This is a genomic window from Bacillus sp. OV322 (assembly GCF_900112495.1).
Lineage (GTDB): Bacteria > Bacillota > Bacilli > Bacillales > DSM-1321 > Peribacillus.
This window is the reverse complement of sequence record NZ_FOMA01000004.1, coordinates 344,997-368,144: the sequence shown is the minus strand read 5'-3', so window position 1 is coordinate 368,144 and position 23,148 is coordinate 344,997. Positions and strand designations below refer to the sequence as shown.

The following is a 23,148-nucleotide window of genomic DNA, read 5'->3' as shown; positions in this document are numbered from 1 at the left end:
ATTTAAGGAAGCTGGTTTTTTTTTATTTGGCTCTTTTTTAAGGCTGTTTTCATAAACTTTGTTGCTATGGAACAAGATGGTTGATTTCTGCTCCAGGATGCTCGCTTTCCGCGGGGCGGGCGGTGAGCCTCCTCTGCTGCGCCTGCGGGGTCTCACCTGTCCCGCTCATCCCGCAGGAGTCTCGCACCTTACACTCCAATCAACCTGGCTTAACAATGGTGTTGCCTCGTAGAACTTATTAAAAAACAGCAAACTTAACAAAAATAGCCTTTTGTTTTCATAATAGGGCAAAGAAAATATGGATATGCTAAATTAGCGTTTTCCTTCTCGGTTTTTTTCTTTATAATGAAGGTGGATGATAGGCTCAAAACTTGGGCAGGGGTAATACATACTCAGGAGGATGACATGATAAAGAAAATTCTCGTAGTAGATGATGAAAAATCAATATTGACTCTGCTGCAATACAATCTGGAGCAGGCAGGATATTCAGTGGTCACAGCGATTGACGGAGAAGAAGGCCTGAAGCTTGCCATTGAAGAGAAGCCGGATCTGATTGTACTTGATTTGATGCTGCCGAAGCTTGATGGAATAGAAGTTTGCAAGCAGCTGCGGCAGCAAAAAGTCATGACTCCAATTTTGATGCTTACAGCAAAAGATGATGAATTTGATAAAGTGCTTGGCCTAGAGCTTGGCGCTGATGATTATATGACAAAGCCTTTCAGCCCGCGTGAAGTCGTAGCAAGGATAAAAGCCATTTTGAGGCGGTCGCAGTTTCAGCCTGAAAAAGCCGAAGAAGATAACAGTGATGATGAGCTCATTAAACTCGGCGGTTTAAAAATATATCCTGAACGCTATGAAGCATTTTTTGAAGGAAATCTGCTTGAGCTGACTCCTAAGGAGTTTGAATTGCTGATGTACCTGGCTAAGCATAAAGGAAGAGTGCTCACCCGGGATCAGCTGCTTAGCGCGGTCTGGAACTATGATTTTGCAGGGGACACTCGGATTGTTGATGTGCATATCAGCCATCTCCGGGAGAAAATTGAAAGTAATTCAAAGAAACCTTTATATATTAAAACCATTCGCGGACTGGGCTATAAACTGGAGGAGCCTAAAGACGAATGAATAAATTCAGGACAAGGCTTTTGTTTGCCTTAATTACTTTAATCATGATTGTCCTGATTGCAGCGGGCCTGCTCTTGGGCCAGTTGTTTAAAAGCTATTATGTGAATACCTTTAATGAACGCATTCAGAAGGAAACAGTTTTCATTTCCAATTATATCGAACAAAACGGCGGAATTACTTCGTTTCTGGCCTTGCAAAAAACAAATGACCTAAAATCATTGCTTGATTCCAATTTCACGATCATTTCTGAAACTGGAAGCATCCTTTTTGACAGCAATGCAAACCGGAAAACAAATCCAGCAAGGCATGAGGCTCTTTTGACAAGCATTGCCCATAAGGAAGGCAGTGATAGGGGCGAAGGGTTCGAAACGGTGGAAGGCGAAAAGGATCTGCATTATTATTGGAAAGCCATTAAAAGAGACGATAAGATAGAAGGCTATGCAGTTTTAAGCAATGAGATTGAAGCCATTAAGAAGGTCAACAGATCGATGTGGCAGATTCTCTCAGCGAGCCTCGGTGCTTCACTTATTATTATTATTATGCTTGGAGCCAAAATCGCTTCCCGTTATACTAAACCGATAGAAGCGGCCACAAGCACGGCGATTGAACTGGCGAAGGGAAATTACCGGGCTCGTACATATGAAGAGCATTCAGATGAAACAGGAATGCTGAGCACATCGTTGAATATCCTTGCGCGAAATCTCCAGGAAATGGAGATAGCGAGGGAAATGCACCAGGACCGGCTGGAAACATTGATTGAAAACATCGGCAGCGGCGTCCTTCTGATTGACAATAAAGGGTACATCACCCTGATAAACAGGGAATATAAAGAATTGTTCCAGGTTGAATCATCGTCCTTTCTTTTCCGTGTTTACTATGAAGTTGTCCAGCATAAAGAAATCATTGCGCTCATTGAAGAAATTTTCATTACGGAGAAGAGCATCAAGAGGCAGCTCCACATTCCATTGATGCTTGAAAGAAAGAACTTTGAAGTGTACGGGGCACCCATCATTGGCAATAACGATGAATGGAAAGGGATTTTGGTAGTTTTTCATGACATTACTGAGCTTAAGAAGCTTGAACAGATGCGCAAGGACTTTGTTGCCAATGTTTCCCATGAGCTGAAAACACCGATCACCTCGATAAAGGGGTTTTCAGAAACATTGCTGGACGGGGCCCTGGAGGATAAAGAAGCGCTGCAGAATTTCCTGACGATTATCCTTAAGGAAAGCGACCGGCTGCAGGCTCTTATCAAGGAGCTGCTGGATTTATCGAAAATGGAGCAGCAGGAATTTGTCCTGGATATTCAATCCTTTGATCTGTCTGTTATTTTAAAAGAGACATGTGATATCCTTCACTTCAAGGCTGCAGAGAAAAATATCTCCCTTGAACTGAACATGCCTGATAAACCGGCGGCTATTGAAGGGGATTCCCATAGAGTAAAGCAAATTTTCATAAATCTGATTACAAATGGCTTAAACTATACAGCGGCCGGAGGAAAGATAAGCGTCGATCTCAGTGAATCAGCTGATTCGGTTCATGTGACAGTCAGGGATAATGGAATCGGAATCGAAAAGGATGAGCTTCCAAGAATTTTCGAACGGTTTTACCGTGTCGATCGGGCAAGGAGCCGGAATTCCGGCGGTACTGGTCTTGGGCTTGCAATTGTAAAGCATATCGTGGAAGTCCATAAAGGAAAAATCAGTGTGCAAAGCGAACTTGGCGAAGGTACAGCTTTCACTGTGACATTAAGAAAACGATTGATATGAAAGGCCTTTGGCGGATGAATGGGAATTTACAAGTACTTTACAATACAGCTAATCTTTCTTAATAAAAAAGTACTACAATTACTATTGAAAACCCCTTCATCCAAGGAGCCGGAAAAAGCAGGGACAAGACCCCGTCCTTGCTTTTTCCAATCAATTATCAATCCGGTTAAGTAACAGTTCACGTATAAAAATCTTTAACACAGAAAGTAATGGTATACATCCGGACATCTTTAAAAATGGCTCATTTCTTAAAGATTGTTGTTTTTTTAATTTGTTATGTGTGGCAATCCCATTGTTAAGTCAGGTTGATTGTAGCGTAAGGTGCGAGACTCCTGCGGGATTTGCGGGAAGGTGAGACCTAAGCAGGCGCAGCCGAGGAGGCTCACCGCCTGCCCCGCGGAAAGCGAGCATCCTGGAGCAGAAATCAACCACCTTGTTTCAGAAAACAGCCTTAAAAATAAATAAGGAGAAGCCTTGTGCTTCTGCTGTGCCGTTATTTTTCTTTCCTATTATTCTCGTGTTAGAATATAGGAAAGAATATAACGGCTTTTACTGTTTGGGACTTTTTTTAAAATGCGTTATGGCTGTTAACTAGGAGGGTGCGGATTTGGATAAAAAATTAGTGTTAATCGATGGAAACAGCATAGCATACCGTGCTTTTTTTGCATTGCCGCTTTTAAATAATGATAAAGGCATACATACAAATTCAATATACGGTTTTACGATGATGCTCAACCGGATACTGCAAGAAGAAAAGCCGACACATTTGCTTGTTGCGTTTGATGCAGGAAAAACCACATTCAGGCATGCATCATATAAGGAGTATAAGGGAGGCAGACAGAAAACGCCTCCTGAGCTGTCCGAACAGTTCCCTCTGATCCGCGAGCTGCTTGATTCTTATAAGATAGCCCGCTATGAGCTCGAGAACTACGAGGCGGATGATATCATCGGGACACTTTCTCTTCAGGCCGAACAAGAAGGCTACGAGGTGAAGGTAATATCCGGGGACAAGGATTTAACACAGCTTTCTTCAGAGACGACAACTGTAAATATCACGAAAAAGGGAATCACTGAAATTGAAGAATATACTCCCTCGCATATTAAAGAAAAGTATGGGCTGACTCCAAGCCAGATTGTTGATATGAAAGGGCTTATGGGAGACTCTTCAGATAATATCCCGGGCATTCCGGGTGTAGGCGAAAAAACAGCGCTTAAACTGCTTCATCAGTTTGAAACGGTGGAAAACCTGATACAGTCCATTGATGAAGTGAGCGGGGCCAAGCTGAAGGAAAAAATCGAGGAGCATAAAGATCTTGCCGTCTTGAGCAAGGAGCTTGCTACGATTACCAGGGAAGCTCCGATAGAAATTACACTAGAGGATACCGCCTATGAAGGAATGGATACGGGGAAAGTCATAGCCCTATATAAAGACCTTGGGTTTCAGACACTTCTTGATAAGATGGACGCGGCAGTCCCAGGCGAAGAAGTGGAACAGGAAGAAATCAATGCAGTGTCTGTAACGGAAATAACAGAAGATATGCTGACTGAAGAGAGTGCCCTTTATATTGAGATACTTGAAGATAACTATTTCCACGGAGAAATTATCGGTATGGCAATGTCAAATGAAGCCAGCCATTTCAGTTTTTCTGCAGATACTGCAGCTGCTTCTGATGCGTTTAAAAAATGGGCTGAAGATGATACGAAGAAAAAATCCGTGTATGATGCCAAACGTTCTGTTGTTTCCCTCAAATTGAAGGGCATTGAGTTAAAGGGCATTGATTTTGATTTATTTCTTGCCTCCTATATCTTGAATCCATCTGAATCTGCAAATGGTGTCTCCGACATAGTGAAGGTGCAAAATGGAAGTCCTCTGCAATCCGATGAAGTATTTTACGGAAAAGGTGCAAAAAGGGCCATTCCAGAAGAAAAAGAACTGCATGTCCATATTGCCCGGAAAGCAAGAGCTATAATTGATCTAAAAGATAAAATGATCCATGCGCTGCAGCAAAACAGCCAATATGAATTGCTGACGGAGCTCGAATTGCCATTGTCCCTTATTTTAGCTGACATGGAGTTTCAGGGAATCAAGGTGGATGTGGGCAGGCTGAGGGAGACAGGCAAAGAATTGACAGGCCGCTTAAAAGCCATTGAAGAGAAAATCTTCCTGGCCGCAGGTGTGGCGTTTAATATTAATTCCCCGAAACAGCTTGGTGTCATTTTATTCGAAAAACTGGGACTGCCTGTGATCAAAAAAACGAAAACAGGGTATTCCACTTCTGCTGATGTGCTGGAAAAGCTGGAATCAAAACATGAAGTAGTCCGGGAAATTCTTCATTACCGACAGCTCGGCAAACTTCAGTCTACGTATATTGAGGGACTCCTTAAAGTGGCGGACGGGAAAACGGATAAAGTGCACACACGCTTTAATCAGGCGCTGACACAAACAGGGCGGCTCAGTTCGACAGACCCGAATCTGCAGAACATTCCAATCCGCCTTGAAGAAGGCAGGAAAATCAGACAGGCCTTTATTCCTTCAGAAAAGGACTGGATCATTTTCGCTGCGGATTATTCGCAGATTGAGCTGCGGGTCCTGGCACATATCGCGAATGATCCCGGTCTTATTGAGGCCTTCCGGAGTGATATGGATATCCATACAAAAACTGCGATGGATGTGTTCCATGTCGGGAAGGATGAAGTGACTTCCAATATGAGAAGGCAGGCAAAGGCAGTCAACTTTGGCATCGTATATGGGATAAGCGATTATGGATTATCGCAAAGCCTGAACATCACGAGAAAAGAAGCCGCACAGTTCATCGAGCAATATCTGAGAAGCTTTCCGGGAGTGGAAGAATATATGAAGGAAAGCGTGGCAGATGCCAAGCAGGCTGGATACGTCACCACCCTGCTTCAGCGCCGGCGATATATCCCCGAAATAACAAGCCGGAACTTTAACTTAAGAAGCTTTGCTGAGCGGACGGCCATGAATACGCCGATACAGGGCAGTGCAGCCGATATCATCAAGCTTGCCATGATCAATATGAGCGGCCGCCTTAAACAGGAGAAGCTGCAAACGAGAATGCTGCTCCAGGTGCACGATGAATTGATATTCGAAGCTCCCCGGGAAGAATTGGACATACTGCTTAAAATTGTTCCTGAAGAAATGGAGCGGGCAATCGAGCTGGATGTGCCGCTGAAGGTAGATTACGCATACGGGCCGACGTGGTTTGATGCTAAATAAAGAAAACCTCCATTGGGGTTTACTGAAAAGGAGGCTGTAAGATGCCAGAACTGCCGGAAGTAGAAACAGTTAGGCGGACCTTGGAAAGCCTGGTCATTGGCAAAGAAATTAAAGACGTGTCAATTTTTTGGCCGAATATCATTAAGTCTCCTGCCCAGCCTGAACAATTCCGTGATGCACTTATCGGGCAAACCATTCTTGGAATTGGGCGGCGCGGCAAATTTTTGATTTTTTATCTGGATGATTATGCAATGGTTTCACATCTCCGGATGGAGGGAAAGTATGCTCTGCAGGAAAAGGATATTCCCTATGACAAGCATACACATGTCATTTTCTCATTCCGCGACGGAACCGAGCTTCGCTATCGCGATGTCCGCAAATTTGGGACCATGCACTTATTCAGCAAAGGCGAGGAAGAAGCACAGCAGCCGCTTATGCACCTTGGACCTGAGCCTTTTTCAAATGAGTTTACAGCAGAGTATCTGAAGAGCCGCCTGCTTAAAACCAGCAGGAAAATCAAGCCGGTTCTTCTGGATCAATCAGTTGTAGTCGGCATTGGCAATATTTATGTGGATGAAGCATTATTCCGGGCAGGAATCCATCCTGAGCGGATCGCATCTTCTCTGAATGAAGCTGAAGTAAAGGTGCTCCGCCAGGAAATTGTCGATACGCTATCACAGGCTGTAGAAAAAGGCGGGAGTACCATTCGAACCTATTTGAACTCCCAGGGGGAAATGGGGATGTTTCAGCTGGAGCTGTATGTTTACGGCAAAAAAGGGGAAGCATGCAAACGCTGCGGAACAGAGGTTGTAAAGCTTACAGTAGGCGGCAGGGGGACACATATCTGCCCTTCCTGCCAAAAACTTCAGGACTGAACCCCTGATCAATTAAAAACACATCGGATTTGCCATTTCCATATACTATCGTAGCAATCTGATAGGAAGGGGCACTTTTTCCGATGTGGCTACAAATACTATTTCTTGCTTTTGCGGTAAGTATCGACGGATTTGGGGTCGGTATGACATTTGGAATCAGAAAAATGAAGATTCCTTTTAGATCCATAGCGGTCATTGCTTGCTGCTCAGCTTTGAGCCTTGGCATTGCTATGATGATTGGGGACTTTATCAGCACGCTGGTTTCTCCAGAGGCCGCTGCCAAAACAGGCGGCGTTATCTTAATTATCCTGGGCTTGTGGATTCTTTTTCAGTTTTTTAGGCCAGTAAAACAAAATCATGAAGAAATGCTGACAGAAAAGATTATATTTAATTTTGAAATCAAATCACTTGGTGTTGCTATTAATATTCTGCAAAAACCTCAAACGGCAGATTTTGATAAATCAGGAACCATTAACGGGGTGGAAGCACTTGTATTGGGATTTGCCCTTTCACTCGATGCATTTGGTGCAGGAATCGGAGCTGCGATGATTGGGATTCCTCCTTTCATACTGGCTCTTGCCATTGCTGCGATGAGTTCTTTATTTATTTGGATGGGCCTCCAGAGCGGTAAGGTTTTGTCCGCTAACAGGCTTGTTCAGAAATTGTCATTTTTGCCGGGTGTGCTGCTGATTATTATTGGCATATTAAAATTTTATTGAGGCAAAAGGAGTCTTTTTTTATGGGGCAGGTAATTGGAATCACCGGGGGCATTGCAAGCGGTAAAAGCAGTGTAAGCCAGTATATAAAAGAAGAATTGGGATTCCCCGTCATTGATGCAGATATTGCTTCCCGGGAGGTTGTCGAGCCTGGAAGGGAAGCCTATGAAAAAATTGTTCAGGCGTTTGGTGATGACCTCTTGCTTGAGGATTTGACCATTGACCGGGCTAAGCTGGGATCCATAATTTTTCATAATGAGGAAAAAAGGCTCCTGCTGAACAGCATTGTCCACCCTGCTGTCAGAAAGAGGATGACTGAACAAAAAGAAGAGGCATTCCATGAAGGGAAAAAGGCTGTTTTCATGGATATCCCTTTGCTGTTTGAAAGCAAGCTTACCTACATGACAGATAAAACACTGCTTGTTTATGTGGATGAAGACGTTCAAAAAGAACGCCTGATAAAGCGGAATGCTTTATCCGAACAAGATGCCATCGCGAGGATTTCTTCACAAATGCCGCTCGCCGAGAAAAAGAAACTGGCAGACGCAGTTGTAGACAATAACGGAGACCTCAAAGAAACATTGAAAAATGTGAAACAGATACTTAAAGAATGGAATGTACTTTAGAAAAGCCATGTGCTTTTCTTTTTTTTGAGTTCTAAAGAGTATTTCTTTTGGCGCTGCTTCGTAAATTTTGCTGCTATTGAATATTTTGAAATCCATTGTACGGCCGGTTGCTAAATCGTCCTTTTTCTCTAACCTGCCAAGATTAAAAAAGGCTTGTTTAAATATGATGCTTTATTAATCTTGTTTTCATATCTTCATATTTAATGGCCCTTTTCCTAAAGATAGTTGTTTTTTAATGAGTTGTGTAAGGAAAACTCATTGATAAATCTGGTTGATTGGAGCGTAAGGTGCGAGACTCCTGCGGGATTAGCGGGAAGGTGAGACCCCGCAAGCGAAGCAGAGGATGCTCACCGCCCGCCCCGCGGAAAGCGAGCATCCTGAAGCGGAAATCAACCCCTTGTTCCATAGCAACAAAGTTTACGAAAACAGCCTATTTAAAGGTGTCTGCTGTGTGAAAAGGCTCGCCGAACGGCGCCTGAAAAGGAACTGTCTGGAGCAGAAATGAACAAAAAAGTGAATCAGAGGTATCATTATTAATAAATATGCTGATTTTTAGAGAAATGTTTACCGCTTTCATTATGAATTATGCTATACTAATTGTGGAAATAACATAATGAGTATAACACTAATTCGGGAGGTTCCGAAACATGAAAGCAAGAGTAGCGATTAATGGATTTGGAAGGATTGGAAGAATGGTTTTCCGTAAAGCAATTCTAAATGATAACCTGGACATTGCGGCAATCAATGCCAGCTATCCTGCTGAAACCTTAGTGCATTTAATTAAATATGATACAAACCATGGCAGGTTCGACGGGGATGTTAGGGCGGAAGAACACTCTATTATAGTGAATGGGCACCGAATTCGGCTCATTAATAACCGCGACCCGAGACTGCTTCCATGGGGCGAAATGAATATAGATATTGTTATTGAAGCAACAGGAAAGTTCAATAGCAGGGATAAAGCTGCACAGCATCTTGAAGCTGGAGCTAAGAAAGTTGTATTAACAGCTCCCGGAAAAGAGGAAGATGTTACAATCGTGATGGGTGTAAATGAAGAAGCGCTTCAGGCTGATGAGCACTATATCATCAGCAATGCCTCCTGTACCACGAATTGCCTGGCACCTGTCGCAAAGGTGCTCGAAGATAGCTTCGGAATTGAAAATGGCTTAATGACGACGATTCATTCTTATACAAATGATCAGCGGAATATAGATAATCCCCATAAAGATTTAAGGCGTGCCAGGGCTTGCGGGCAAAGTATCATTCCAACAACTACTGGTGCGGCAAAAGCACTTTCGCTAGTGCTTCCGCAGTTAAAGGGCAAGCTTCACGGAATGGCCTTAAGAGTCCCGACCCCAAATGTCTCGCTTGTGGATCTTGTGGTTGATGTAAAAAGGGATGTTACTCTTGATGAGGTTAATGAAGCCTTCATTACTGCTTCAAAAGGGCCGTTAAAAGGAATCCTTGATTTCACGGATGAGCCGCTCGTATCAATAGACTTTAACACGAATCCTCATTCAGCCATCATTGATGGACTGTCAACGATGGTCATGGGAACAAGGAAAGTGAAGGTCTTAGCCTGGTATGATAATGAATGGGGTTATTCCTGCCGTGTTGTGGACCTTGTGAATTTGGTGGCAGTTGAAATGCTTAGTATGAAAGAAATGAAGGCAGGATAACCAGAAGGAGCTCCCCTGAAGAGGGAAGCTTCTTTTTTTAAGGCTCTTTTTTAAAAAAATGTTGTTTTTTATGAGTTCTGAGAGGCAAACACATTGTTAAATGAGGTTGATTGGAGCGTAAGGTGCGAGCATCCTGAAGCGAAATCAGACATCTTATTTCATAGCACCAAGTTTACGAAAACAGCCTTTTTTATTTTATAAAAGACGGGCAGCAATAAAGAATCCAGGAAAATATTTAATATGGTTTTTTATTTTGGAAATGATATGCATAGTGCGGGCTGCTCCCCGTTTCGTTTGTAATTCCATTATTCTCCGGCAGGTGGGTATGAAAAAGATATGTTGCAAAGTAATAATAAACAAAGTATACTATGATTCGTGAACTTCTTAGGTTAGACCTTCATAATGGCTACTTAAAGGGTTAGGACCTCTTTGGACTAACTTTCCCCCGTGGTAGTTATTTGCTTGAATTTTACAAAAATATTTTTATCATGTTAAGGGGGAAACATAAACATGGAAACAATGGGCAGACATGTAATATCAGAACTTTGGGGCTGTGACTTCGAAAAATTAAACGATATGAATTATATTGAGCAGGTTTTTGTTGATGCAGCATTAAAATCTGGAGCAGAGGTCCGTGAAGTGGCCTTCCATAAATTTGCACCACAGGGAGTTAGCGGAGTAGTAATTATTTCTGAGTCGCATCTGACTATCCACAGCTTTCCTGAACACGGATATGCAAGCATAGATGTGTATACATGCGGAGATTTGAACCCGCACATTGCTGCAGACTACATTGCAGAGGCATTGAATGCACAAACACGCGAAAATATCGAACTTCCGCGTGGAATGGGTCCTGTACAAGTAAAAAATACTAAAGTTAATGCACTATAATTTAATGACGATTCAGGAGATGCCCGCGCGGCATCTCTTTTTATTTGCGGGGAAATAGGGAATTTCAGGCATACTTGCCTTTCCATTACAGCCCTTTCTTCCCCGGAATATGATGCTTATGCTTTTTTTTACACAGTTCGACATGTATAATGGTTACATCAAAACAATTTCAAGGATGATGTGTAATGGCTTTGTTTCAGTCTATTTTTAAACGGTACAATCAGCAATGTGAAACGAGCGATCATCATAGAGATGAATTGCTAAGGACGCATTATTATAAAGCGAATGCAGAAACAGCGCTTCGTGCAGCAGAAGAGATTTTTGCAAATAAACAGCAATTTGAAATTAAATCTGTTTCAAAGGAGCACGGTGAAGTTTTTGCCGTAACCCGAAAGGCGCCGCGCATATCCATCATTGCAACAGTTGTAACCGTAAAACCGTTTGAAACTGCAGTCGATTTTACAGTCTCCACGGAAAAGCGCTCACTGACCGGGGTATATCCGCTTCTGTGCAGGGCGGCTGCTGGTTCCTACGAACAGCTCGACAAGAAGCTTCCGGCTGCAGCAGGAAAAAAAGCATAACTTTCGGCTTCCAGAAGCTCTGAAAGCTTCTGAACAGTTCTTTATTTCTTCTTGTACTGACAGGTTCTTTTTTATAGTATAATGGTATGAAAATGGTTCGTTCTCCATGGATAGGGAGAACTGCATAAACGGAGCTGATAAATGATGAAATGCCCGTCCTGCCAATATAACGGCACACGAGTATTGGACTCCCGGCCTGTAGACGAAAGCCGCTCCATCCGCCGCCGAAGGGAATGCGAGGTGTGCGGGTACCGCTTTACAACATTCGAAAAGGTTGAGGAAATACCTTTAATTGTTGTGAAAAAAGGGGGAACCCGAGAGGAATTCAGCAGGGATAAGATTCTCCGCGGCCTGATAAGGGCATGCGAAAAGCGTCCTGTGCCTTTGAAGGAATTAGAGGAAATTACAAATTTCGTTGAAAAGGAACTGAGAAGCCAGGGGATATCGGAAGTCAAGAGCGACAGCATTGGCGAAATGGTCATGGACAAGCTGGCAGGGGTAGATGAAATTGCTTATGTCAGATTTGCATCCGTGTACAGGCAGTTTAAAGATATTAATGTATTTATAGATGAATTGAAGGATTTAATTAATAAAGAGAAAAAGAGCTGAGGCAACCACTTTGGCTCTTTTTTTCACTGAAAAGCCGTGAAATCATAAAAGATTGCGCAAACTACTGTTGACTGTGAACGCGTCGGGCGGGGTGCTGCGGCTCCTTGTACCGCCATGATTCACTTTGGAAAGGTTTGAATATGGATGTCCAACCACTGGCAGGAATTGCTTCCCGTAGACCGATATTCGGTATCATCAGCAGGGCTGCTTCATGATTATGACCGCAAAGTATTGACACTATTGTATCAGCCGCTGATCGGGCCGGTATGCATCAGCCTTTATATGACTTTATGGAGTGAGCTTGAAGAAAACCGCCTTTGGTCAGAGTCTTCCCTGCATTATAATTTGATGAACACAATGAGCATGAATTTGAGAGAGATATATGATGCGAGAACCAAGCTTGAAGGAATCGGCCTTTTGACGGTTTATAAAAAGAAGGCAGATGAAAACAAGCAGTTTATTTATGAAGTGAATCCGCCGCTGAGTCCGGAACAGTTTTTCACGGACGGCATGCTGAACATTTATTTATATAAAAAAGTAGGAAAAGCCCAATTTATGCGCCTGAAGAAATTCTTCTGTGATGATCGTGTGCCTGTTGGGGAATATGAACTGGTAACCAAATCTTTTGCGGAAATCTTCGCTTCGGATCACCTTGATTCCTTGTATGTTACAGATGAGTCTTTGAAGGATTTAAGCGTAGACCAGTCCAAGAGATTAATGAATCGAAAAGAAGGCGAAGAGCTGCAGGGGTTTGAGCATACATTTGATTTTGATTTGCTGTTTGCTGGCATCAAAACCTCGCTCGTGCCGCGCAGGGCATTTAATTTGAAGGTCAGGGACACAATTGCCAAGCTTTCCTTTTTATATGGAATTGATCCCATACAGATGCAAAAGCTTGTTCTCAGCTCTCTTGATATAGACAATGAAATTGATCTGGAAGAACTGAGGAAATCAGCCCGCGACTGGTACCAGATGGAATATCATGCTGACATGCCAAGCCTTATTGAAAGGGTTCAGCCCCTAAAATATATTTCACATTCCGAAGAGCCTAAGACGAAGGAACAGCTTTATATCCGACATTTGGAAACCGTATCGCCGCGCAGCCGTCTGATCCAGCTTTCAGGCGGTGCTGAGCCGTCCAAATCTGATTTGCAGATTCTCGAGGATATTATGCTCAAGCAAAACCTGACACCGGGAGTAACGAATGTGCTTGTTGAATATGTGATGATCAAAACAGATATGAAGCTGACGAAGGCTTATGTGGAAAAAATTGCGAGCCATTGGGCAAGAAAGCGTGTTGTTACGGTTGCAGAGGCCATGGAGCTCGCCAAAAGCGAGCACAGGCAATATCAGGAATGGGCAGATAATAAGAAAACAGGAAACACCCGCTCGAAAAAAGCCATTAGGACGGAATCTGTTCCAGAGTGGCTGAATGAAGTGGAAGACAATGAAAGCTCTCCTGCAGCGGCTGCGAAGGTTACTGAAAATGAGAGCCTTGAAGAACGGAAGAGACAGTTTGAGGAAAAATTAAGAAAGCTAAAAACTGGAGGTGAAGCAGCCCATGGAACGGATTGATAAATCGCTGAATAAGCTTGCTAATACCGGAGATTTTCAGAAAAGATATGAACGGACTAAAAATGAAATCCTGAATGATGAAAATGTCCGTTATTTTTTAAATGAAAACAGTTCCGCCATTTCGAAGGAAACTGTGGATAAAAACCTGATGAAGCTTTATGAATATAGCACACAAAGTAAAAACGGCTGTGAAAAATGCCCAAGCCTTGAAGGCTGCATAAATGTGATGGAAGGCTATCAGCCGCATCTGGTCCTTCAAGGCAATGGAATTGATCTTCATTACGAGCCATGTCCCCGGAAAATAGTTCATGATGAAAAAACCAAACGGGAAAAACTGATTCAGAGCCTGTATGTTCCGAGGGATATACTGTCTGCAGGCATAGAAGATTTTTATCTGAGCGATTCGTCTGCAGGCAGAATGGATGCAGGCGAAAAGGCAATGGCCTTTGTTATGGATTATGAGCCTGGGAAAAAGCAGAAGGGGTTATTCCTGTATGGGAAATTTGGTGTCGGAAAGACATATCTGCTTGGGGCCATTGCAAATGAGCTGGCCAAAAAACAAATTTCTTCCCTGATTGTATATGTGCCTGACTTTCTCAGAGAGCTAAAAGGCTCCATTGGGGACAATACGATCAATGAAAAAATAGAAATGACCAAGCATGCTCCTATACTTATGCTTGATGATTTTGGTGCGGAAACGATGACAAGCTGGGGAAGAGATGAAGTCATCGGGCCCATTCTGCAGTTTAGAATGCTTGAAAACCTTCCTACCTTTTTCACGTCCAATTTCGACATGGATGGCTTGAAAAATCATTTAACCTTTTCACAGCGGGGGGAAAAAGAAGAAGTAAAGGCAGCACGTGTCATGGAGAGGATCCGCTATCTGGCTGAGCCCATCCATTTAAACGGGAAAAATAGAAGACTTTAAACATATACATAAAACAGGCGGCTGCGGACAGCTGCCTGTTTTTACTTTTTAGACTCTTTTTTAAGGCTCTTTTCTTAAAGATTGTTGTTTTTTAATTTGTTATGTGAGGCAATCCCGTTGTTAAGCCAGGTTGATTGTAGCGTAAGGTGCGAGACTCCTGCGGGTTTTGCGGGAAGGTGAGACCTAAGCAGGCGCAGCCGAGGATGCTCACCGCCTGCCCCGCGGAAAGTGAGCATCCTGGAGCGGAAATCAACCACCTTGTTTCATAGCAGCAAAGTTTACGAAAACAGCCTTTTTTAAAGAACTTTTGCGCCAGATACCATTTTTCCATATTCTGTTCCCCTCCTGCTTCTAAATAGAGGGCTTATCCCATATACATAAGCAGAAAGGCAGGCTTAGGGGGGAATAGATTTGGTGCATATCCATTTTCAAAACGAATCAGAAGCAATCATTTTAAAGAAATTGGTTTCTATCCATCCATACTGGGCAGAACTCCATTCACATATTCATTTCAGCACTGACCTCAAATTGATCGTTCAGATAAAAGAAAATAATGCCGAAAAGATACTGTCGATGTTAAGTGATGTCTTTTATTCCTATTTGCTGAAGGAAAAACTGTCAAATGTTCTTGAGGATATCGTGACCAAGAAATTTTTTTTTCAGGAAAGAGAAGAAGTGGAGGCGATTACCGATATAGCGCATTCCATCATAGAAGGAGACAAGAAGAAACATAAAAAGAGTCTGTTTGGCAAGGAAAAGGCCATCCTTGAAGAAGGATTGAGGACCATCCTGCTGGAAAAAGATACATTCTCTTTTAATTCATTTGCCACCTTCCGGCTCAAGTCCTTTTACGATACCCTGCTGCACTACGCGGGTCTCGCCATTGATGAATATAAGCTGGAACAGGATTATCAGAACTTCATTGCTTCGCTTCGTGATATGCTGAACGAACGGCAGCCGAAAACAGGCATCATACATTTGCTCCATGACAATGGCTTTCACTTTTATAATGATAAGTGTATGAAGATGGATAAACAGGAAGTATACCGGCTGATTGACAGGAAGCTTATGAGTGAAAAAAATCCTTTTTACATTGATTCTTCTGTTTTGGCTCCCTTGATTTCTATTGCACCTTCTTCTTTGCATCTGTATACGAATGAAAGCGAGGACGGATTGATCCGGACCATCAGCAGGATTTTTGAGGAAAGAACGGTCATCAAGCCCCTCCATACGTTCAGTGAGCAAAACGGCTTTGCATAGCAGGCTAAAAGCCGTAATTACTTTTGAAAAGTCTGTGAAAATGGTCTTGCTTTTCTTTACATAACACTTTATAATTTCCTACATACTATGAAAAAAACATTCGAAAAAGTTATGATGAGGACAAGGGCATTCTAATTACGGGCTGTCAGAGAGGGAGGACACGGCTGAAAGCTTCCCAGCACGATTAGTACGCTTACCGCCTCTAAACTTCAGCCAGGAACGCTTAAGCAAGTATTGGCTGACGGGAAGCTGCCGTTAAAAGTCACGAGTGTCATTTCCTTAGATGGGGAATGAAACAAGGGTGGAACCGCGGGTTAATCTTATATGATAAAGCTCGTCCCTGTATTTTATACAGGGGCGGGCTTTTTTTGTGTTTTTTCAAACCCCTGTCTGGCTTTCGGGCCAGTGCCCGGGAATAAAAAATAGAAGTAAAAAGGAGAGATTTGAATGTCAGAATCAATCAAGATTTCATTTCCAGACGGCGCTGTAAAAGAGTTTCCGGCCGGAACTACAACTGAAGACATTGCGTTTTCAATCAGCCCGGGACTAAAGAAAAAATCAATAGCCGGAAAATTTAACGGCGAGCTGTATGATTTAAAACGTCCGATTACTGAAGATGGTTCAATAGAAATTGTTACACAAGATAGCGCAGAAGCTCTTGAGGTTCTTCGCCATAGTACAGCACATTTAATGGCACAGGCTGTTAAACGTTTGTTTAAAAATGCTAAATTCGGAGTTGGCCCGGTTATCGAAGGCGGATTCTACTATGATATGGATCTTGAAGAGTCTTTAACTCCAGAAGATTTGCCGAAGATTGAAAAAGAAATGAAAAAAATCGTGAATGAAAATCTCGAAATCCTCCGCAAAGAGGTAAGCCGTGATGAAGCAATCAGCAAATTCAAGGAAATTGGGGACGAATATAAGCTTGAGCTTATCGATGCCATTCCTGAGGAGCAGCAGGTAACGCTTTATGAGCAGGGAGAATTTTTTGACCTGTGCCGCGGAATCCATGTACCTTCAACAGGCAAAATCAAAGAATTCAAGCTTTTGAGCATTGCTGGCGCTTATTGGAGAGGAAACAGTGATAATAAAATGCTTCAGCGTGTGTATGGAACTGCTTTCTTCAAGAAAGAAGATCTTGAAAAACATATGCAGATGCTTGAAGAAGCAAAAGAGCGCGACCACCGCAAGCTCGGCAAAGAACTGAGCCTGTTTACAAGCTCTCAAAAGGTTGGCCAAGGTCTTCCGATGTGGCTGCCAAAAGGCGCGACTATCCGCCGTGTTATCGAACGGTATATTGTGGATAAAGAAGAGCGTTTAGGCTATGACCATGTATATACTCCTGTTATGGGAAGTGTAGATTTATATAAAACTTCAGGACACTGGGATCACTATCAGGACGACATGTTTCCTGTTATGGAAATGGAGAATGAGCAGCTTGTTCTTCGTCCAATGAACTGCCCGCATCATATGATGATTTATAAAAATGACATCCATAGCTACCGCGAGCTTCCGATCCGCATTGCCGAGCTTGGGCTTATGCACCGTTATGAAATGTCTGGTGCGCTTTCAGGATTGCAGCGTGTCCGAGGAATGACTTTGAATGATGCTCATCTATTTGTACGCCCTGACCAGATTAAAGAAGAATTCAAACGTGTAGTCAATCTGGTATTAGAGGTATACAAGGACTTCGATATTAAGGATTACTCTTTCCGGTTATCTTACCGTGACCCAGAGGATACTGAAAAATATTTCAATGATGATGCTATGTGGGAAAAAGCGCAAAGCATGCTGAAGGAAGCCATGGATGATCTTGGTCTTGAGTATTTCGAGGCAGAAGGCGAAGCGGCATTCTATGGCCCTAAGCTTGATGTCCAGGTGCGTACGGCGCTTGGCAAGGACGAAACATTGTCAACTGTCCAGCTTGATTTCTTATTGCCGGAACGCTTCGATTTAAGCTATGTGGGTGAAGACGGCAAGCCGCACCGTCCGGTCGTTATCCACCGCGGAGTCGTATCGACAATGGAGCGTTTTGTCGCATTCCTGATTGAAGAATATAAAGGTGCATTCCCGACATGGCTGGCACCTGTCCAGGTTCAGGTTATTCCTGTATCACCTGAAATCCACCTCAGCTATGCCAAGGAAGTGCAGGAAAAGCTGCAGGCCCAAGGACTTCGTGTATCCCTGGATCAGCGTGATGAAAAAATCGGCTATAAAATCCGTGAAGCCCAAATGCAGAAAATCCCTTATATGCTTGTAGTAGGGGATAATGAAAGCAAGGAAGGCAGTGTCAATGTCCGTAAATACGGAGAACAAAAGTCTGAAACAGTCGCTTTTGATGAATTTGTAAATGCCATAAAGCAAGAAGCGAAACTATAAGCCTAAGAAGTACTGGTCATACCGCAGTACGAATTTATATTCCATCAAAGAGCCATGACTCCATAGCTGTGCAGTACGTATTTGCACGGAAAGGGGCATGGCCTTTTTTTAAACTGGGTGCTTCCGCTTTATGTAGTCCAGCTCCAGCGCCTAGCCCCTCGAGGTCATAAGACGCATCCGAATTGAAGGCAAAGAGCACCTTCTATTCGGATGCGTCTTATGCTTGTCGGAGGCCCTCAGGACGGGGGTCACAAAGACGTTGCCGCAGGACGCGGCGTTCTTAGTCTTTGATCTGCTATTCAGGCGCTTGCGCTTTATAGGGGGGAGGAGAAAATTATGAAGATCCGTACAGCGTTGCAAAAGGACGCCAAAGATTTGGCAGCATTGATGGAGCATGCAGATGAATCAGGCTTTATGCTTTTTAATCCAGGTGAAAGAAAGGTAAGGCCTGAAATGCTTGAGGGAAGATTTTTGAGGGCAGGGGACGAGGAGGTTACAAAGGTTTTTATAGCTGAAGACAGCGATGGGGAATTAATCGGATATTTAATGCTCATTGGAAACAGTAATGAAAGAGCACGCCATAAAGCATATATTGTAATCGGCGTGGCAGAGCAGGCGAGAGGGAAAGGCGCCGGCACCCGTTTATTCGCTGAGTGTGAAGAACATGCAAGAAGGATGAACCTGCATAGACTTGAGCTTACTGTGATCGCCTATAATGAAGCTGCCATCGCATTATATAAAAAAATGGGGTTTGAGATTGAAGGCACTAAACTGGACTCGCTGTATTTCGGAGGAAAGTTTGCAGATGAATTCTACATGTCGAAGCTCCTTGGTTAAGGATATTTTATATATTTTTACAAAACGTATTGCCAAAACCCAGGATATTTGATAAGATAATTTTTGTTGTGAAAAACAAAGTAATGTATTTGACAAAACATCTGTGTTTATGATATATTTTCTAAGGTAAATTGAATACGAGTTTGAGGAAAAGAAGAAGCACCCGCTTCTCACCTGGTTGACGCAAATCGTGTTGTTAACAGGTTTCATGATTTGATTATTTGGAATGATTCTATCTAGTCTATCTGTGTGGGTGTTTCTATGCATCCACACTTTTTTATTGATTAAAAGTAGATGCAAACTAAACAGATCATGGCAATGGCAAGCGAAAGTGTTGGCAGTGAGTTGGTTTCTTCAGCCCGAACGCTTGTATTCGCTAAATATCCTTGGAGGTGGCTAACTATTAGTAAAGACATGATGGTAAACGAGGGCATCCGGGCCCGTGAACTTCGTCTTATTGACCAAAACGGAGAACAGCTTGGAATCAAAACGAAATTCGAGGCATTGGACATTGCCGCTCGTGCAAATCTTGATCTAGTATTAGTTGCTGCGAATGCAAAGCCTCCGGTAGCCCGCATAATGGACTACGGAAAATTCCGCTTCGAGCAGCAAAAGAAAGACAAAGAAGCACGCAAGAATCAAAAAGTAATTAGCTTAAAAGAGGTTCGCTTGAGCCCAACTATTGATGAGCATGACTTCAATACAAAACTTCGGAATGCAATCAAGTTCCTTGAAAAAGGCGATAAAGTGAAAGCTTCTATCCGTTTCAAAGGACGTGCAATCACGCATAAGGAAATCGGCCAGCGTGTACTAGACCGTTTCTCAGCTGCATGTAAAGAAGTGGCGACCATTGAATCACACCCAAAAATGGATGGCCGCAGCATGTTCCTGGTTTTAGCACCGAAAAACGAAAAGTAATGTAATGAGGAGGAATACCTTATGCCTAAAATGAAAACACACCGCGGATCTGCAAAACGTTTCAAAAAAACTGGATCCGGCAAACTTAAGCGTTCAAACGCTTATACAAGCCATTTATTTGCTAACAAATCTACTAAGCAAAAGCGTAAGCTGCGCAAAGCTAGCCTTGTAAGCAAAGGTGACTTCAAACGTATTCGTCATATGCTAGACAATATTAAGTAAGATCGAGTTATCGATTGAAATAGGAGGGAAATAACATGCCACGTGTAAAAGGCGGTACTGTTACTCGCAAACGTCGTAAAAAAGTTCTTAAATTAGCCAAAGGTTACTACGGTTCCAAACATACATTATATAAAGTTGCTAATCAGCAAGTAATGAAATCATTATTGTATGCTTTCCGCGACCGTCGCCAGAAAAAGCGCGACTTCCGCAAACTTTGGATTACTCGTATCAATGCAGCAGCACGCATGAACGGTCTTTCTTATAGCCGTTTAATGCATGGCTTGAAGCTTGCAGGTATCGAAGTTAACCGTAAAATGCTAGCTGAGCTTGCTATCTCTGATGAACAAGCATTTGCTCAATTAGCGACAGCTGCAAAACAGCAATACGAAAAATAAGATCAAATTGATCTGTTAAAGAAGCCATTCTCTTTCGGGAGAGTGGCTTTTTTCATATGTGGGGGAATTGGAGTGAAGGAAATGTCAGGCATGGAAGTGCTATGGATTTATTTTGTTATTATTAATATCATTTCTTTTACCATAATGGGCATCGATAAAAGAAAGGCGAGAAACCATGAGTACCGGATCAGCGAAGCAACCCTGTGGCTCCTTGCCTGGGTGGGCGGAGGAACCGGCGGATTTGCTGGAATGAGGAATTTCCGCCATAAAACAAAGAATGCCAGCTTTGCATACGGCTTTCCTCTCCTGATGGTTTTGCAGCTTCTGGCTATGGTTTATTTGACTTTCCAATAGCTAAAGCTAAATTGACGATGGGTTTAATTACGAAAGCAGGGCGGCTCTTTTAAGGAGCCGTTTATTTTTTTTGCAACTAAAACCACCAAAAGATTAACTATGTTTACTATTTCACATACAGGGTATTTTTATAAGGCTGTTTTCGTAAACTTTGTTGCTACCTGAGCAAGGGGTTGATTTCCGCTCCAGGATGCTCGCTTTCCGTGGGGCGGGTGGTGAGCCTCCTCAGCTGCGCTTGCGGGGTCTCACCTTCCCGCTAATCCCACAGGAGTCTCGCACCTTACACTCCAATAAACCTGGTTTAACAACAGGTTCGCTTCATAGAACAATTTAAAAACAACAATCTTTAAGAAAAGAGCCTTTTATAAACATAAATCATGGGGAGGTCATTTAATTGGGCAGATTAGAAAATAAAGTGGCTGTCATTACAGGATCGGCTACCGGTATTGGGCAGGCAGCCGCAGAGCTTTTTGCCCGTGAAGGCGCCACAGTTTTATGTGCGGATGTGAAAGAGGATCAAGTAAAAGAAACAGTGGATACAATCAAGAAAAATAATGGCAAGGCTTATGCCTATCATGTTGATGTATCAAGTGAAGAAAGTGTTTCAGCATTTGCCAAACAAGTGAAGGAAGAGCATGGAACCATTGATGTGCTATTCAATAATGCTGGAGTCGATCAAGAAGGCGGAAAGGTGCATGAATATCCTGTGGAACTTTTCGATAGTATCATTGCTGTAGATCTGCGCGGAACTTTTTTATGCAGCAAGTACCTGATTCCGCTTATGCTTGACGGCGGGGGTTCAATCATTAATACCTCATCTATGTCTGGCCGCGCTGCAGATCGTAATCGATCAGGTTATAATGCAGCGAAAGGAGGCATCACCAATTTTACAAAAGCGATGGCTATCGATTATGCGCGTGATGGCATCAGAGCGAACTCTATTTCACCTGGTACTATTGAAACGCCGCTCATTGATAAATTGGCAGGTTCAAAGGAAGAGGAAGCAGGAAGAGAGTTCCGTGAAGCGAATAAATGGATAACTCCGCTCGGCAGATTAGGTGATCCGAAAGAAATAGCTTCTGTGGCCCTGTTCCTTGCTTCAGATGACAGTTCATATATAACGGGAGAAGATATTACTGCAGATGGAGGCATCATGGCCTATACTTGGCCAGGTAAAATGCTGATGGAAGATAAATGGAAAAAAACAACAGAATAACATACACATGCAAAAGCCCCGGGTCATGAATGATCGGGGTTTTTGCATGCCCATGACAAGAGGTATGCATTTTGTGTACGCTTTTCTGAGTGATATGCTACTATAGAAACTATCTTGTATAAAAGAGGTGCCAATATGAAAATTGAAGTATGGTCTGATTTTGTTTGTCCGTTTTGTTATATTGGAAAACGCCGCCTAGAAGCAGCGCTTTCTCAATTTCCCCATAAAGATCAAGTGGAAGTGGAGTTTAAAAGCTTCGAGCTGGATCCAAACTCAGCACTGAATGCTGGAGAAAATATTCATGAAATGCTGGCTAAGAAGTATGGCATGAGCATTGAACAAGCTAAGCAGGCTAACGCGGGAATCGGCCAGCAGGCACAAAGTGAAGGTTTGGAGTTTAATTTTGAAAACATGAAGCCTACGAATACATTTGATGCCCATCGCCTGGCTAAGTTTGCCAAGCTTCATGGAAAAGAAGCAGTGATGACTGAAAAGCTTCTTTACGCGTATTTTACAGAGTCCAAGATTGTCAGTGATCCAGAGGTTCTGGCTGATATAGCTGAAGCTTCCGGCTTGGACAGGGAGGAAGCAAAAGAGGTATTAAGCGACAAAAATGCGTATGCCGCTGATGTTCGCCAGGATGAAAGTATGGCACAGCAATACGGGATTACCGGAGTTCCTTATTTTGTCATCAATCAAAAGTATGCCATTTCAGGAGCACAGCCAGCCGAAACCTTTACTGGAGCACTACAGCAGGTATGGCAGGAGGAAAATCCTGTACAGAAGCTTAAGGATCTTTCAGGAGATACACCAGCAGATGCTTTTTGCGCAGATGGCAGCTGTGCAGTTCCTGATGAAAAATAACTGGCTTTGTAAAAGAGGGGAATAGGAAGCTATTCTCCCTTTTCTGTTTGAATGATTTCTTTTGAGGGATTACATACATACTAAGCATCGGTCA

The 23,148-nt window shown here is 43.0% G+C and carries 22 protein-coding genes and 1 other annotated feature; of the genes, 21 read left to right on the top strand and 1 reads right to left on the bottom strand.

Annotated features, from left to right (window positions below; all coding sequences use genetic code 11):
- Positions 1 to 405 precede the first annotated feature (405 nt).
- From BM126_RS11990 to dnaI, 12 genes are all read left to right on the top strand, one after another.
- Positions 406 to 1,122, top strand: coding sequence for a response regulator transcription factor (locus BM126_RS11990; RefSeq protein WP_090989724.1), 717 nt, complete (start codon positions 406 to 408; stop codon positions 1,120 to 1,122).
- Positions 1,119 to 2,891, top strand: a complete 1,773-nt coding sequence (pnpS, locus tag BM126_RS11985) for a two-component system histidine kinase PnpS (protein WP_090989723.1) — start codon at positions 1,119 to 1,121, stop codon at positions 2,889 to 2,891. The genes BM126_RS11990 and pnpS overlap by 4 nt, the downstream gene beginning before the upstream one ends.
- Before the next feature lie 607 nt (positions 2,892 to 3,498).
- Entirely contained in the window at positions 3,499 to 6,129 is a 2,631-nt protein-coding gene (gene polA / locus BM126_RS11980) for a DNA polymerase I (RefSeq protein WP_090989722.1), read from the top strand.
- Positions 6,130 to 6,170: 41 nt separating this feature from the next.
- On the top strand, positions 6,171 to 7,004 hold the full coding sequence (gene mutM / locus BM126_RS11975) for a DNA-formamidopyrimidine glycosylase (protein WP_090989721.1): 834 nt from the start codon (positions 6,171 to 6,173) through the stop codon (positions 7,002 to 7,004).
- A gap of 83 nt (positions 7,005 to 7,087) precedes the next feature.
- Positions 7,088 to 7,723, top strand: coding sequence for a sporulation membrane protein YtaF (gene ytaF / locus BM126_RS11970; RefSeq protein WP_090989720.1), 636 nt, complete (start codon positions 7,088 to 7,090; stop codon positions 7,721 to 7,723).
- Positions 7,724 to 7,743: 20 nt separating this feature from the next.
- Positions 7,744 to 8,346 (top strand): dephospho-CoA kinase, encoded by a 603-nt coding sequence (gene coaE, locus BM126_RS11965; protein WP_090989719.1) that lies wholly within the window; start codon positions 7,744 to 7,746, stop codon positions 8,344 to 8,346.
- A 647-nt stretch (positions 8,347 to 8,993) separates the two neighbouring features.
- Complete coding sequence (locus BM126_RS11960; protein WP_090989718.1) at positions 8,994 to 10,025, top strand: glyceraldehyde-3-phosphate dehydrogenase; 1,032 nt, start codon at positions 8,994 to 8,996, stop codon at positions 10,023 to 10,025.
- A 510-nt stretch (positions 10,026 to 10,535) separates the two neighbouring features.
- Positions 10,536 to 10,916 (top strand): adenosylmethionine decarboxylase, encoded by a 381-nt coding sequence (speD, locus tag BM126_RS11955; RefSeq protein WP_071350798.1) that lies wholly within the window; start codon positions 10,536 to 10,538, stop codon positions 10,914 to 10,916.
- A 185-nt stretch (positions 10,917 to 11,101) separates the two neighbouring features.
- The gene (locus tag BM126_RS11950) at positions 11,102 to 11,497 is read left to right on the top strand and encodes a hypothetical protein (protein ID WP_090989717.1); all 396 of its coding nucleotides are present in this window, start codon (positions 11,102 to 11,104) and stop codon (positions 11,495 to 11,497) included.
- Positions 11,498 to 11,641: 144 nt separating this feature from the next.
- Entirely contained in the window at positions 11,642 to 12,106 is a 465-nt protein-coding gene (gene nrdR, locus BM126_RS11945) for a transcriptional regulator NrdR (protein ID WP_071350801.1), read from the top strand.
- Positions 12,107 to 12,250: 144 nt separating this feature from the next.
- Entirely contained in the window at positions 12,251 to 13,681 is a 1,431-nt protein-coding gene (locus BM126_RS11940; RefSeq protein ID WP_090989716.1) for a replication initiation and membrane attachment family protein, read from the top strand.
- Entirely contained in the window at positions 13,668 to 14,609 is a 942-nt protein-coding gene (dnaI, locus tag BM126_RS11935) for a primosomal protein DnaI (protein ID WP_071350795.1), read from the top strand. The genes BM126_RS11940 and dnaI overlap by 14 nt, the downstream gene beginning before the upstream one ends.
- Before the next feature lie 91 nt (positions 14,610 to 14,700).
- Here the strand turns inward: dnaI and BM126_RS22390 are convergent, their stop codons facing one another.
- The gene (locus tag BM126_RS22390; protein WP_177201414.1) at positions 14,701 to 14,940 is read right to left on the bottom strand and encodes a hypothetical protein; all 240 of its coding nucleotides are present in this window, start codon (positions 14,938 to 14,940) and stop codon (positions 14,701 to 14,703) included.
- A gap of 83 nt (positions 14,941 to 15,023) precedes the next feature.
- Here BM126_RS22390 and ytxC point away from each other — a divergent pair, with 83 nt between their 5' ends.
- From ytxC to BM126_RS11890, 9 genes are all read left to right on the top strand, one after another.
- Positions 15,024 to 15,869, top strand: a complete 846-nt coding sequence (gene ytxC / locus BM126_RS11930; protein ID WP_256213088.1) for a sporulation protein YtxC — start codon at positions 15,024 to 15,026, stop codon at positions 15,867 to 15,869.
- A 447-nt stretch (positions 15,870 to 16,316) separates the two neighbouring features.
- Positions 16,317 to 18,248, top strand: a complete 1,932-nt coding sequence (gene thrS, locus BM126_RS11925) for a threonine--tRNA ligase (RefSeq protein ID WP_071350793.1) — start codon at positions 16,317 to 16,319, stop codon at positions 18,246 to 18,248.
- Between the two features lie 336 nt (positions 18,249 to 18,584).
- Entirely contained in the window at positions 18,585 to 19,085 is a 501-nt protein-coding gene (locus BM126_RS11920; protein ID WP_090989714.1) for a GNAT family N-acetyltransferase, read from the top strand.
- Positions 19,086 to 19,230: 145 nt separating this feature from the next.
- Positions 19,231 to 19,370, top strand: a sequence feature (ribosomal protein L20 leader region).
- Positions 19,371 to 19,499: 129 nt separating this feature from the next.
- Positions 19,500 to 20,003, top strand: coding sequence for a translation initiation factor IF-3 (infC, locus tag BM126_RS11915; protein WP_071350791.1), 504 nt, complete (start codon positions 19,500 to 19,502; stop codon positions 20,001 to 20,003).
- A 21-nt stretch (positions 20,004 to 20,024) separates the two neighbouring features.
- Entirely contained in the window at positions 20,025 to 20,225 is a 201-nt protein-coding gene (gene rpmI, locus BM126_RS11910) for a 50S ribosomal protein L35 (RefSeq protein WP_034309070.1), read from the top strand.
- 35 nt (positions 20,226 to 20,260) lie between these two features.
- A complete protein-coding gene (rplT, locus tag BM126_RS11905) occupies positions 20,261 to 20,620 on the top strand; it encodes a 50S ribosomal protein L20 (RefSeq protein ID WP_071350790.1) in 360 nt (119 codons plus the stop codon).
- A gap of 81 nt (positions 20,621 to 20,701) precedes the next feature.
- A complete protein-coding gene (locus BM126_RS11900) occupies positions 20,702 to 20,974 on the top strand; it encodes a DUF1294 domain-containing protein (RefSeq protein WP_256213087.1) in 273 nt (90 codons plus the stop codon).
- A 394-nt stretch (positions 20,975 to 21,368) separates the two neighbouring features.
- Positions 21,369 to 22,190, top strand: a complete 822-nt coding sequence (locus BM126_RS11895) for an SDR family oxidoreductase (protein ID WP_090989713.1) — start codon at positions 21,369 to 21,371, stop codon at positions 22,188 to 22,190.
- A gap of 135 nt (positions 22,191 to 22,325) precedes the next feature.
- The gene (locus BM126_RS11890; protein WP_090989712.1) at positions 22,326 to 23,054 is read left to right on the top strand and encodes a DsbA family oxidoreductase; all 729 of its coding nucleotides are present in this window, start codon (positions 22,326 to 22,328) and stop codon (positions 23,052 to 23,054) included.
- The last annotated feature ends 94 nt before the right edge of the window (positions 23,055 to 23,148 follow it).